Origin of the sequence: Sphingomonas sp. (assembly GCF_017745215.1) — a bacterium.
Lineage (GTDB): Bacteria > Pseudomonadota > Alphaproteobacteria > Sphingomonadales > Sphingomonadaceae > Sphingomonas.
The window spans coordinates 106,567-120,085 of the sequence record NZ_JAGHZV010000004.1; the positions used below are offsets into that span (position 1 = coordinate 106,567).

10 protein-coding genes are annotated in these 13,519 nt (G+C 68.6%); 1 reads left to right on the forward strand and 9 read right to left on the reverse strand.

Annotated elements, in window-relative coordinates:
- Positions 1–27 precede the first annotated feature (27 nt).
- Positions 28–1,290, forward strand: coding sequence for an MFS transporter (locus tag J7495_RS05660; RefSeq protein WP_294055233.1), 1,263 nt, complete (start codon positions 28–30; stop codon positions 1,288–1,290).
- Between the two features lie 80 nt (positions 1,291–1,370).
- On the opposite strand, the gene J7495_RS05665 is transcribed toward J7495_RS05660, so the two are convergent.
- From J7495_RS05665 to J7495_RS05705, 9 genes are all read right to left on the reverse strand, one after another.
- Positions 1,371–2,957, reverse strand: a complete 1,587-nt coding sequence (locus tag J7495_RS05665) for a peptide chain release factor 3 (RefSeq protein WP_294055235.1) — start codon at positions 2,955–2,957, stop codon at positions 1,371–1,373.
- Between the two features lie 34 nt (positions 2,958–2,991).
- Positions 2,992–3,855, reverse strand: coding sequence for an aldose 1-epimerase family protein (locus tag J7495_RS05670; RefSeq protein WP_294055237.1), 864 nt, complete (start codon positions 3,853–3,855; stop codon positions 2,992–2,994).
- A gap of 154 nt (positions 3,856–4,009) precedes the next feature.
- On the reverse strand, positions 4,010–4,630 hold the full coding sequence (locus J7495_RS05675; protein WP_294055239.1) for a response regulator: 621 nt from the start codon (positions 4,628–4,630) through the stop codon (positions 4,010–4,012).
- A gap of 250 nt (positions 4,631–4,880) precedes the next feature.
- Positions 4,881–5,525: a response regulator gene (locus J7495_RS05680; protein WP_294055241.1), complete on the reverse strand. Its 645-nt coding sequence runs from the start codon at positions 5,523–5,525 to the stop codon at positions 4,881–4,883.
- 11 nt (positions 5,526–5,536) lie between these two features.
- Entirely contained in the window at positions 5,537–5,905 is a 369-nt protein-coding gene (locus J7495_RS05685; protein WP_294055243.1) for a response regulator, read from the reverse strand.
- A gap of 67 nt (positions 5,906–5,972) precedes the next feature.
- Complete coding sequence (locus tag J7495_RS05690; protein ID WP_294055245.1) at positions 5,973–7,874, reverse strand: ATP-binding protein; 1,902 nt, start codon at positions 7,872–7,874, stop codon at positions 5,973–5,975.
- A gap of 118 nt (positions 7,875–7,992) precedes the next feature.
- On the reverse strand, positions 7,993–9,186 hold the full coding sequence (locus J7495_RS05695) for a mandelate racemase/muconate lactonizing enzyme family protein (RefSeq protein ID WP_294055246.1): 1,194 nt from the start codon (positions 9,184–9,186) through the stop codon (positions 7,993–7,995).
- A gap of 20 nt (positions 9,187–9,206) precedes the next feature.
- Positions 9,207–10,751: a twin-arginine translocation signal domain-containing protein gene (locus tag J7495_RS05700; RefSeq protein ID WP_294055247.1), complete on the reverse strand. Its 1,545-nt coding sequence runs from the start codon at positions 10,749–10,751 to the stop codon at positions 9,207–9,209.
- A gap of 18 nt (positions 10,752–10,769) precedes the next feature.
- On the reverse strand, positions 10,770–13,178 hold the full coding sequence (locus J7495_RS05705) for a TonB-dependent receptor (protein WP_294055249.1): 2,409 nt from the start codon (positions 13,176–13,178) through the stop codon (positions 10,770–10,772).
- Positions 13,179–13,519: the final 341 nt, after the last annotated feature.

Below are 13,519 nucleotides of genomic sequence, written 5' to 3' on the forward strand. Positions count from 1 at the left end.
CATGACACCCATCAAAGCGAGCAGCCGATGACCGACACCGCTCCTCCCGCCAAACCTCTCCCCGCCCGCGGGCTGGTGCTGGCGATGCTGCTGCTCGTCTACACCTTCAACTTCCTCGACCGGCAGATCCTCGGCATCCTCGCCAAGCCGATCATGACCGACCTCGGCCTCACCAAGACCGAGTTCGGTGCGATCGGCGGCCTCGCCTTCGCCGCGCTCTATTCGACGCTCGGCGTGCCGCTCGCTTTCCTCGCCGACAAGACCAGCCGCTCGGGCGTGATTGCGGGCTCGCTCGCGGTGTGGAGCGTGTTCACCGGACTCTGCGGCGTCGCCACCGGCTATTGGCAGCTCTTCCTGTTCCGGCTCGGCGTCGGCGTCGGCGAGGCGGGGGGCGTCGCGCCTTCCTACGCGGTGATCGCCGACTATTTCCCGCCCGAGCGGCGCGCGCGGGCGCTGGGGATCTACTCGCTCGGCATCCCGATCGGCCTCGCGCTCGGCACGCTGCTCGGCGCCTATATCGCGGCACTCGTGAACTGGCGCGCAGCGTTCATCGTGATGGGCGTGGCGGGGCTGCTTGTCGCGCCGGTGTTCCGCGCGGTGGTGCGCGACGTGCCGCGACCGCCGAAGCCGGAGGGTACCGCCGCGGCGCCGGTGGGGGCGGTGTTCGAGATCATCATGGGCAAGCCCGCCTTCTGGATCATGGCGTTCGCCGCTTCGTTCAGTTCGCTCTGCGGCTACGGGCTCGCGCTATGGTCGCCGCTGGTGCTGATGGGCAACTTCGACTTCGACCTGGTGACGACCGGCCAGTACATGGGCTCGCTGCTGCTCGTCGGCGGCACGGCAGGCGTGTTCGCGGGCGGCTGGCTGGCGGACCGGCTCGGCAAGGGCGATCGCGGCTGGTACGCGCGCATCCCCGCAGCGGCCTGGCTGGTGACGGTGCCCCTGTTCGGGGCGGGTTTCCTCACCCCCAATCCCTGGCTTGCCTGGGTGCTGCTGGTGATCCCGAATGGGCTCAACATCCTGTGGCTCGGCCCCGTGACCACCGCGGTCCAGCATCTCGTGCCGCAGCACATGCGTGCGACGGCCTCGGGCAGCTTCCTGTTCATCAACAACCTGATCGGCATGGGATTGGGCCCGCTGTTGATGGGCTACCTCTCCGAAGTGCTCAAGGCGAGCTACGGCGCCGATTCGCTGCGCTACGCCGCGGTGTTCTGCCTGGGCTTCTACCTGCTCGCCGGGCTGCTCGCGCTGCTCGCGGTCAGGCCGCTGCGCAAGGGCTGGGTCGACTGAGCGTCTGTTTCGAAACTCGCGAAAGGGCGAGTTTCGAGGCTGGCACCGCCATGCGCCGGGAGGCGCATTTCCAAACAACCCTACCGCTCGCGCGTCGCGGCGAACTTCACCTTGGGGTAGCGATCGACGATATAGCCGACTTCCCAGGCCGATTTGGCGAGGAACACCGGGTTGCCGTCGCGGTCCTTGGCCATCGCGCCGCGGTTGAGGTCCATGAACGCCTTGAGGTCGGCGGGATCCTCGGCCGAGATCCAGCGCGCGGTGTCGAACGGTGCGGGCTCGAGCGCGGCGGCGACCTTGTATTCGGCGTCGAGGCGGCTGAGCAGCACGTCCAACTGGAGCTGGCCGACCACGCCGATGATCCAGTTCCAGCCGATCTCGGGATAGAAGACCTGCGTCACGCCTTCCTCGGCCATGTCGTCGAGCGCCTTGCGGAGCTGCTTGGTCTTGGTCGGGTCCTTCAGCTGGACGCGGCGCAGGATCTCGGGCGCGAAATTGGGCAGGCCGGTGAAGCGGACGTCGGCCTTCTCGCTCAGCGTGTCGCCGACGCGCAGCACGCCATGGTTGGGGATGCCGATGATGTCGCCGGGGAAGGCCTCGTCGGCGAGCTCGCGCTCCCTCGCGAAGAAGAGGATCGGCGAGTGGATCGCGATCGGCTTGCCGTGCCCGGTCGGCGTCAGCTTCATGCCGCGCTTGAAGGTGCCCGAGCATAGCCGCATGAAGGCGATGCGGTCGCGGTGGTTGGGGTCCATGTTGGCCTGGACCTTGAAGATGAAGCCGGTGACTTCGTCGCGGCTCGGCTCCACCGCTGCAGGCTCGGCGGGCTGGGGGCGCGGCGGCGGCGCGAAGCCGGCGATCGCCTCGATCAGCGAATCGACGCCGAACTCCTTGAGCGCCGAGCCGAAATAGACCGGGGTGAGGTCGCCGTGGCGGTACGCGCCGGCATCGAACTCGGGATAGCCGACGCTCGCCAGCTCGACATCCTCGCGCAGCTTGGCGAGGCCCTGCGGCGAGAGGATCGCGTCGAGCTGCGGATCGTCGAGCCCGGTCGTCTGCACCACCTTGCCGTGGAATTCGCGGCTGTCGCCCTCGGGGAGCAGCAGGCGCTTCGAGACGAGGTCGTAGATCCCCTCGAACAGCCCGCCCATGCCGACCGGCCAGGTCATCGGCACCACGTCGAGCGCGAGCGTGTCGGCGATCTCGTCGAGCGTCGCGAAGACTTCGCGGCCCTCGCGGTCGACCTTGTTGACGAAGGTGATGATCGGCACCGAGCGCAGCCGGCAGACTTCGAAAAGCTTGCGCGTCTGCGGCTCGATGCCCTTGGCGGCGTCGATCACCATCACCGCGGAGTCCACGGCGGTCAGCGTGCGATAGGTGTCCTCGCTGAAATCCTCGTGGCCCGGCGTGTCGAGCAGGTTGAAGGTGATCACACTTCCGTCGGCATTGGGCCGCTCGAAGGTCATCACCGAGCTGGTGACCGAGATGCCGCGCTGCTGCTCGATCTTCATCCAGTCCGAGCGCGCGCGCCGGGCTTGCCCACGCGCCTTCACTTCGCCGGCGAGGTGGATCGCGCCGCCGAACAGGAGGAGCTTTTCGGTGAGCGTGGTCTTGCCGGCGTCCGGGTGCGAGATGATCGCGAAGGTCCGGCGGCTGTCGATCTGTGTCATTGCGCGGGCGCCCTAGCGCCTCATGCGCCGCGCGTCACCCTCGTAGCGTCACCATCATGGTGTAGGTGCGGGACTCGCCCGGGGCGAAATGCTCGATCCACGGCTTGTCGCGGAGTTCGCTGGTAAAGCCCTGTGGGTCGGCGAGGCCGTGCCAAGGCTCGATGCAGACGAAGCGCGCGCCGGGCTTGGTCCAGATGCCGAGCAGCCGGGTGTCGGGGAAGGCGATCTCGAGCCGGGGACCTTGCGCCGCGCCATAAGTGACCGAGCGGCTGCGGAGATGGTCCCAGATCAGCGCGTCATGGGTGAAGAGGTCGTCGGCGAGGTGGAGCGTGCGGCCGTCGAGCGGCGACGGGAAGGTCTCGGGCAGGATCGTGCCGCCTTCGACGCGGCGCAGCGCATCGGGCTCGTCGGCGTCGAACGTGATCGCATGCGCCTCGCGCGGCGCGCCATAGGGGAGCGGCCAGGCGAAGGCGGGGTGGAAGCCGAAGCTCGCGGGCATCTCGGTATCCCCGCGGTTGGCGACGGTGATCGCGATCGTCAGCGTCGCACCTTCGATTGCAAAGTCCGCGTCGAGCGCGAAGGCGAAGGGGTAGACGGCACGCGTCGCTTCGTCGTCGGTCAGCCGGAAGCGCGCGCGATTCGGCGCCTGGTCAAGGAGCGCGAAGGAGCGGCGCCGCGCGAAGCCGTGCTGGGGGAGGGCATATTGCTTGCCCTCGTGGCGATAGACGCCGCCGTTCAGCGCGCCGACGATCGGGAAGAGCAGCGGCGCGCGGCCGGTCCAATAAGCGGGATCGGCGTCGGTCATCAGCTCGTTGCCCGCCGCGTCGCGCAGGTGGCTGAGCTCGGCGCCAAACGGGTTGATCAGCGCGGTGAGGCCTTCGCCGGCGATTTCGATCATCGTTGCGTTCTCCGTGATCCACCAACCGTCATCCCGGCGAAAGCCGGGACCCAGGGCCACGGGCGAGGCGGTTTGCTGCCCTGGGTCCCGGCTTTCGCGGGGATGGCGACTGATAGAATTGGCGTCGAGCGTATGCGCGCATTGGCGGCGCGGCTCAATCGGCGGCGAGCAGCCCCGCGCTGTGTGCGATCATCACCGCTTGCGCAAGGTTGCGCGCGCCGAGCTTCTCGATCGCCCCGGCGCGATCGGCTTCGCAGGCGCGCGGGCTGATCCCGAGTTCGTCGGCGATCGCGCGTGTCGACTGGCCGCGGGCCAGTGCGCGGAGCACCTGGCGCTCGCGCAGGCTCAGCCGGGCGATGCGCGCCCGGATTTCGGCCTGTCGCCCGGCCGCGCCGGCGTCGCCGTGGATGTCGTCGCAGGCTTCGTCGACCGCCTGGAGCAACACGCGCGAATCATGCGGCTTCTCGATGAACTCGCGCACGCCCGCCTCCATCGCGCGGATCGCGAGGCCCAGGTCGCCGTCGCCGGTGAGCAGGATCGTCGGGAAGCGCGCGCGGCGCTCGCCCAGTGCGTCGAGCAGCTCGATCCCGCCGATGCCGGGGAGGTGCTGGTCGAGCAGCAGCACGCCATCGGGAAGCACGTCGGCCGCGGCAAGGAAGGCGGCGCCGTCGGTGAAGCTGCGCACTTCGAGCCCGCCGCGGAGCGACAGCAAGGTGGTCAGCGAGGCGCGGACGGCAGCGTCATCCTCGACGACATAAGCGTCGCAGAGGATCATGACTCGTCTCGACGAGGATGAGCATCGGTGACGATCGAATATGCCAAGGGCTGCTCAGTCGATTTGAGCATGAGTCAATACTCCAAGTTGCGCCGACAGAATGGGCACAACTAGGGTCATGCGAAATCATACCTCAGTTTCGGATGGTTAATCCTGACTGAATGCCAGGTTCATTCGGAAAAATGCTTACAATGCGCTGTCGCCGAGACTTGGAAAGTTCGACGCCTACCCGATTGGAAAGTGACCTTTTTCAATCGCGGTGGTAGCGGGAGATCGGTTCGCGTACGCCGAGCGTCTCGGCCATGCGGACGAGATCGGCGAGCGACTCGGCCTCCATCTTGCGCATGAGGTTGCCGCGATGGATCTTGATCGTGATCTCGCTGACCTCCAGCCGGCCGGCGATCTGCTTGTTCATCAGCCCCGCCGCGACCAATCCGAGCACGTCGCGCTCGCGCGGGGTGAGCGTCTCGAAGCGCGCGCGCAGCGTCGCCACGGCCTGGCGCTCGGCGCGGCGCGTGCGATCGCGCTCGACCGCTTCGCCGATCGCCGTCAGCATCGCCTCTTCCTCGAAGGGCTTGGGGAGGAAGGTGATCGCGCCCGCGCGCATCCCGCGCACGGTCATCGGGATGTCGCCGTGGCCGCTCATCAGGATCACCGAGACGGGGCTGTCGCTTTCGGCGAGCGCATCCTGGAAATCGAGGCCATTGGCGTCCTTCAGCCGTACGTCGAGCACCAGGCAGGCGGCCGTATCGGCCTCGTCACAGGCGAGGAACTCGTCGGGCCCCGCGAAGGTCTGCACGCGATAGCCCGAGGCGCGCAGCAGATTGTCGAGCGACTCGCGCACGTCGAGATCGTCGTCGACGACGCAGATCAGGGCGGTGTCGGCAGCGGTCATCTCGGGCTCCTTCAGGCGTCGAGCAGCGCAGTCACTTGGTCGAGCAGCGATTCGGGGTCGGTCGGCTTGGTCACGAAGCAGGCGATCCCAAGCTGCGCCGCGGCGTCGCGCGCCTCGGGGGTGGGGAAGGCGGTCATCAGGATCACCGGCACCGCGCGGCCCTGGCGGCGCAACTCGCGCTGGAGGTCGAGCCCGTCCATGCCCGGCATGTGGAGATCGGTGATCAGGCAGTTCATCGTCTGCAGCTCGGGCGAGGCGAGCAGCGCCTCGGCGGCGCCGAACTTGCGCACATTGATGCCCGCCGAGCGGAAGAAGGTCCCGATGCTGTCGAGCACTTCCTCGTCGTCGTCGACGATGCAGATCACGGAACCACTTGGCACTCGGCTCACTCCTGTCGCGAGAATCGCGATGTTGCCAGAGGATCGGGCTTTTTCATGCAGCTAGCTATCATATCAAAGAAGGGGGCTGGGCCAGCGCATGCGGCTCGGCCGTCGCGAGGGGCAAGGTGAAGGCGACGGTGGCGCCTTCCCCGTCGTTGTTGCTCGCCATGATCCGGCCGCCCTGCGCCTCGATGATCGAGCGGCAGATCGACAGGCCCATGCCCATGCCGTCTTCCTTGGTGGTGAAGAAGGGCTCGAAGATCCGCTGCGCGCCGTCGCCCGCGAAGCCGGTGCCGCTGTCCTCCACCGCGACGCGGAGCATGGCGTCGGCCTCGCCGATCGCGACGCTGAGCTCGCGCCGGCCGCCGCGCACGTCGCGCATCGCCTGGATGCCGTTCATCAGCAGGTTGACCAGCACCTGCTGGACCTGGACGCGGTCGCCCGCGGCGAGCGGAGGCGCCTCGCCGTTGAGCCGCCGCATCGTCACCCCCGCGGCGCGCGCCTCGCGCTGGACGAGCGCCATCGCTTCCTCGCTCAATTCGATCAGGTCGAGCGGCTCGGTCTGCGGCGCGGCCTTGCGCGCGAGCCCGCGGACGCGGCCGATCACGTCGGCGGCGCGTGTGCTGTTCGAGACGATCCGGTCGAGGCAGAGGTCGAGCTCGCCGAGATCGGGCTCGTCGCGCGAGAGCCAGCGCTTGGCCGACTTGCCGTAGTTGACGATGGCCGTCAGCGGCTGGTTGACCTCGTGCGCGATCGACGCAGCGAGCTGGCCGAGCATCGACACGCGCGCGGCATGCGCGAGCTCGGCCGAGGTCTGCTCGATCCGCGCGCGCGCTTCGTTGCGCTCGGTCACGTCATAGGCGGTGACGAGCATGTGCGAGCCCTCATGGCTCTCGGGGAGCACGTTGACGCGCACCACCACGTCGATCACGCGGCCGCCGAGCGTGAGCAGCCGCATCTCGCTCTCGGCCTCGTCGGCGCCGCCGGCAAGCGCGGCGAGGATCTGCGCGACCGCGGGCATCGCCTCGGGCAAATAGCGTTCGCACATGCTCGACCCGACGAGCTGGCCCGCGGCCTCGGCGTCGAACAGCTCGACTGCGGCCTGGTTGACCTGGCGGATCACCGCGGCGGCCATCGCCGCCTGGGTGAGGCTGGCGCGCGCGACCAGCCAGGGCTCGATCGGCTGGCCGTCGGGCACGTCCTCGGTGGCGATGCGCAGCGTCTCGGACCAGTCGGACTCCCAGGTCGCGAAGCCGGCGGATTCGAAGATGGTGCGGAAGCGCTGCTCGGACGAGCGGCGCTCGGCGTCGGCGCGGCGCGCCTCGGTGAGGTCGGCGCTCGATTCGATGATGCCGACCGGCCGCCCTTCGGGATCGCGGCGCAGTAGCCAGCGGCTGGCGAGCACGACGCGGCTGCCGTCGCGCCGCGTGCGGGTGACTTCGCCCGACCAATGGCCCTCGCGTTCCATCGCGGCATCCACCTCGGCGGCGGCGAAGCTGCTCTGGAGCAGCTCGTTGCAGCGCTTGCCCAGCGCCTCGACGCGCGGCCAGCCGTAGAGATGCTCGGCGCCATCGTTCCAATAGAGGATCACGTCGCCGCGGTCGCGGATCACCACGGTATCGTGCGACAGCTCGAGGATGCGCGCCTGCTCGCCGAGCGTGGTGCGCGTCGAGCGGTCGCGCAGCGAGAGCAGGGTGGTGATCAGGATCGCGACGAGGCTCACGCCGAGCCGCGAGAGCGCGCCTTCCGACATCGAATGCATGTGCCCGCCGAAGAAGGCGACGATCGCGAGCGTGCCCGCGCTCAGCCCCGCGCCGACGACGAAGCGGCGGCCGAGCGGCGCGACGAGCAGGATCACCGCAGTCTGGAGCACCGCCACCGCGCCGTCGAGCGGGCTCCAATAGTCGATCGCGAAGATCACCAGCGCCAGCACGACCGCGACGCCGAGGAGCAGGGGCCGGCGGATCACCGGCATCGCTGCATCCTTCGCTTCGTCCTCCGCATGCCTGCTCCTTCCGGCTCCGCAACATTTCGTGCAGCGAAGCGCCGGAGGATAGCATACGCTGGTATGAGCCCGTGGGCAGCCCTCAGATCGGGCTGCCGTATTTCGCCAGCGCCTGTGGGTTGAGCGCGGCGCCGAAGCCGGGTGCCGTGGCGAGCACCATCGCGCCCCGGTCGAGCGTCTCGAACGGCGTGATCAGCTCGGCGCGCCAGGGAACTTCGCCGAACGAATGTTCGAGGATGGTGAAGTTGGGCAAGGTCGCGGCGACCTGCGCGGCGGCGAGGTTGCCGACCGGGCTCGCGGGGCCGTGCGGCGAGACGGCGAGCCCCGCGGCTTCGGCGAGCGCGGCGATCTTCTTGAGCTCCAGCATGCCGCCGCAGATCTTGACGTCGGGCATGACGATGTCGACCGCGCCGGCGCGGATATAAGGGTAGGAGCCCGCGACGCCGCGGACGGACTCGCCGCCGGCGGTGGGCATCCTGGCCGCACGGTTGATCGCGGCGAGGGGCTCAATCGGCTCGGCGGGGGTGACTTCCTCGAGCCAGTAGAGGTCCAGCGGCTCGAGGCGGCTGGCGAGCGCGAGGCCCTCGGCGCCGGTGAAGCGGCTGTGCGCGTCGAGGAGCAGCCTGCGCTTCGGCCCGATCGCGGCGCGGACGGCTTCGGCGCGGGCGACGCCCTGGTCGATGAGCGGCGTCACGTCGTTCGTGCGGGACACGTCGGCGGGCATTTCGTCGAACGGCGCGAGCTTGACCGCCGAGAAGCCCTCGCCCACCGCGCGCGCCGCCATCGCCGCAAAGGCATCGGCAGTGCGCGGCAGCGTCGAGCGATTGATGTTGGCGTAGAGCGGGATGCGCGCGTGCACCGCGCCGCCGAGCAGGTCGTGGGTCGGCACGCCGAGCGCCTTGCCCATCAAATCCCACAGGCAATGCTCCAGCGCGCTCGCCGCGACGATCGCCGAGGCGCCGGGCTCCTGCGCGAGGATCGGCGCGACGGCCTGGCGGAAGGCCTCGACCTCGAAGATGCTCCGTCCGCGCAGCAGCTCGGCGAAGCGCCTGAGATAGGCGACCGTCTTCGCGTCGGTGCCGCCGTGCGACGCGTCGCCGATGCCGGTGAGGCCGGACTCGGTCCTCAACCGCAGCACCAGCCAGTCGCCGCGGTGGTTGACCGGCAGCTTCCAGGCTTCGAGCCCGGCGACGAGGTGGCGCCGGGCCGCGGGCGACGGCGAGGCCGAAAGGGGCCCCGCCGCCGCGACCAGCGAGGCCGCGCTCAATGCCTTCATCAGGCTCCTGCGCCGCATGGTCACGCCGGCCGTTCGATGGTGAAGGTGTCATAGGGCTCGAGGCTCGCGATCGCCGCGACCGGCTCGGGCGGGCGCCAGCGGAACTGGCGGACGACGATCTTGTCGGCGGTCACGTCGAACAAGGTGAAGCCGTTGCGCTCCTCGAGCTTGTTGATGTCGGTCGCCTTCAGCGCGGCGGGCGTGAAGGGGAAGGCGCCGCGCGCGCTGCTCGGGAAGCCGTTCTTCGCGGTGCCGATCGTACCCGCGAGCAGCGCGTTGATCGGGTTGGCGCTGAGGTCGAGGTCGCCGCTGTGCGTGATTTTCGTCGCGCCGCTGGCGTGGAGATCGCCAGAGATCGTCACCGCCGCACGGCCCTTCTGCGAGGAGAGCGCCCTGGCGAGCCGCTGGTGCTGGTCGAACCAGCTCTGCTGCCAGTAGCGCTTGTCGTTGACCTGCGGCGTCTCGCCCGGCGGGAAGTCGCCGTACCATTCGCCGAGCGCGCCCTTCGACCAGCCGAAGGGGTTCGAGGGGACGTGGACGTACTGCGCTGCTTCCGACGTCCGCAGCCGGTCGACGATCAGCTTCTCGACGTCGGGGAAGAGCACGCCCTTGCCGTCGGTCGACCAGCCGCGGCGGCAGTCGAACAGCGCGAGCTCGAGCAGCTTGCCGATCCGCACCGTCTCGAGCGTCTCGGCCTGATAGGCGGGCAGTTGCGGCCGGTGCAGCGCGAAGGGATAGGCGAGCGCGGCGGTACGGCGCTGGAGCGCGAGCGTGAACGGGCGCGGCGGGAACGCATAGCCCCAGGTGCCGGCATTGTCGTTCTCGTAATAATCATGGTCGTCGGTGATGAAGAGCAAGGGCACCGAGGCGAAGCGATCCTCGTAGAGCGCGGCGATCTGGCGGCCGACGATCGTGTTGACCGAGCGGCGGTTGGTGTCCGAATCGAAGGCGGTGTCCTCGTCGATCCAGGCGATGCTGCGCTGGAACGCTGCGGTCTGCGCGCCGCGCTGGGGGTTCTTGGCGTAGCGCTGCGTGGTCCATTGGTCCCAATAGACATGGTCGCCGTTGGCGATCGCGAGGTCGGGCGCATAACTGAGCGCCCGGTCCAGCAATGCCCGGCGCACGGCCTGGGGAAGGTATTGGTCCGGCCCCAGCGCTTCCTCGCCGCCGGCGCAAGTGAAGAACAGCACGCGGTAGCTTTCGGGGCGCGAGTCGAGTGGGGGCAAAGTGCTCAGCTGCCAAGGCTCGCGCAGCGCGCCGCCGCGCCCGTCGGTGAGCGCGAGGTCGTGGCGGGTGCCGCCTTTCAGCCCCTTCTGGACGAAGCCCCAGGCATAGCCGTCGCTGTCCATCTTCTGCGCCTTCACCTCGCGCCCGTCGATCTTGAGCACGGGCACGTCGCTCGGCGGCTTGTCGAGCAGCACCTTGAGCGCGAGCGTGTCGTGGCTCGCCGAAGGCAGGATGGTGCGGACCGCGTCCGACGGGCGCGACCAGGCGACGCCGCCCATGAACACGCCGCCGAGGCCGAGCGCAGCGCCGCCGCGCAGAAAATCACGTCTCTCGAGCATGGAAGTTCTCCCTGGGAATCAGAAGCTGGTGCGGAAGGTGGCGCCGAGCGTGCGCGGGTCGCCGATGTTGCCGGTGATCAGGCCGTTGTTCGCCGCGCTGAGCGCAGTGAAATACTTCTCGTTCAGCAGGTTGCGCGCCCAGAACGACAGGTCGAACTTGCCGTCGCTTATCCGGAAGCCGATGCGCGCGTTGAGCACGCCATAGGGCTGGATCAGCGTATATTGCGACCAGCTGCCGCTCGTGTCGTAGGACGAGCGATGCGTGTAGTCGACGCGGGCATAGGCCTCGTCGTCGTCGCCGATCGGCTGGGTCAGGTCGGTCGCGAGCGTGTAGACGAACTTGGGGCTGTTCGCGAGGCTCTGGCCCGAGAGGTCCTGGATCTCGCTGACGTTGCGCCGGTCGGGCGCGTTCTGGGCGTTGGTGTAGCGCTTGTAGGTCGCGTCGATATAGGCGGCCGAGGCCGTGAAGCTGATCGCCCGGCTCGGGGCGATCGTCAGGTCGCCCTCGAGCCCGCGCGAGCGCACGCCCGGGATGTTCGAGATGTAGCGGCGGAACGAGGTGGTGTTGCCGATATTCTCGGTGATCGCCGCCTGGTAGTTCTCCACGTCGGTCCAGAAGGCGGCGGTGTTGAAGGTGACCTTGCGGTCCCAGAACTGGCTCTTGAGGCCGACTTCCCAGGCATTCACCGTCTCGGGCCTGACCACCGGCGAGACGCCCGCAGGCAGCGTGCCGAGGCTGATGCCCCCCGACTTGCTGCCGCGCGAATAGCTCGCATAGGCCAGCACGTCGGGCGCGAGCTTGTAGGCGAGGTTGATCTGCCCGGTGAGCTTGTCGTCGCTGGTCGCCACAGTATAGCGGACCACCGGATAGAGCGCGTCGCGCAGGCCCTGCGCCGTCGCACGATCGGCGGTCGAGAGCAGGCTCAGGTCGTTGCCGGCGACCGTCTTCTGGTCGAACAGCCCGGTCTTGTCCTCATGGGTGAAGCGCAGGCCCGCGGTGAGCTTGAGCGCGTCGCTGATGTTCCACGTCGCCTGGCCGAAGGCGGCATAGCTCTTGGTCCTGGGCTCGATGATCGAGTCCGATTCGAAGTTGGTATAGGCGTAGTTGGCCAGCGTGCGGTTGGCGCTGGGGTTGTTCCACACCGCGTACTGCGGCCCGAGCTGGTATTGGCCGAGCCCGTGGATGACCTGCCAGAAATAATAGAGGCCGACGGTATAGTCGATCGCCCGCGTGCCGTTCGAGCTCAGCCGCAGCTCCTGGCTGAACTGGCGCTGCCAGTTGGTGGTGCCGCCGCGGATGTTGATGCTGAGCGAGGTGTTGTCCTGGTCGTTGAGCGGGTACCAGTCCCACCAGCGATAGGCGGTCACCGAGGTGACCGTCGCGCCGCCCAGGTCCCAGTCGACCTTCGCCGAGCCGCCATAGCCTTCCATGTTCGCCTGCACGTTCGCGTCGAAGTCGACGACCTTGGCGAAGGGATCATTGGGGTCGTACGGCAGCACGTAGCCGGCGCGCGCGACGCGGTCGTAGAAGTTGTTCGAGACCGTCGCGCCATTGGCGTATTTGGTGAAGACGCCGACGATGCTCGACGCGCGCGAATAGGAGGTCTGCTTCGAATAGTCGCCGATCAGCCGCACGGTGATCGTGTCGGCCGGCTTGATCAGCAACTGGCCGCGCGCGGTGAAATTGTCGAAGTCGTTGACGTCGCGGCCGTTGTAGGCGTTGCGCAGCAGCCCGTCCGAATGCGTGTCCGACACGGTGAGCCGCGCCGCGACCTTGTCGGCGATCAGCGCGCCCGAGGCCGAGGCGCGGACCTGGTGGTAGCCGCGCTCGCCCAGGCTTGCCTCGGCGCGGAACTCGGGGTCGAAGCTCGGCGCGCGCGTGGTGATGTTGATCGCGCCCGCCGTCGTGTTCTTGCCGAACAGCGTGCCCTGCGGCCCGCGCAGCACTTCGACGCGGTCGAGGTCGATCAGGTCGAACTGCGAGGCGCCGATGCGGCCGTAATAGACGTCGTCGACATAGAAGCCGACGCCGACCTCGAGCCCGTCGTTCTGGTCCGAGTTCGAGCCGAGGCCGCGGATGTTGGCGAAGGTGTTGCGCGCATTGTTGCTGCGGATGGTGAGGCTGGGCGTGAGCTCGGCGATCTGGAGCAGGTTGGTGCGCCCGGTCCGCTCGATCGTGTCGCCCGAGACGACGCTGAGCGCGATCGGCACGTCCTGCGCGCGCTCCTCGCGGCGGCGCGCGGTGACGATGATGTCGGTGCCCTGGGCACCGGCGTCATTGTCGGCGGTGGTGTCGTTCGCGGTCTCGTCGGTGGCCGAGGCGGCGGCGGCGACGGTGCCGGCGGATTGCGCCTGCGCCTCGCCGGCGAACAGCGCGAGCGGCGCGGCGGCGGCGAGCAGGCGCCGGCGGTAGCGGGAAGAAGTCATGGTGAAGCGAACCCCCTAGGTGCTTGGCCGCGTGCGGAAGGCATGCGGCATCGATCCCGCGGGCGCTGGGCCCGAAGGTGGCGTGAAAAGGCCCTCGCGCGCAGCCGCGGGCGGCTACGACGTCAGGACGGAGCGGTGATGGAGCGGATCAGCGGCGCGCGCTTGGAACCGGCGCGCAGCCTCTTGAGAGGCGGCATGACATGGTCAGTCTCCCTTTGACGAATCAGTCATTTTGGCCGGTAAGGAATCCCTACCGAAATGGTGGGAATTGTCGAGCCAATTCTGGCTTTGGGGGAGTAAGGTTCTGCTTTGGAATGGAACGGCGGAGCGAGGCGGCGGCC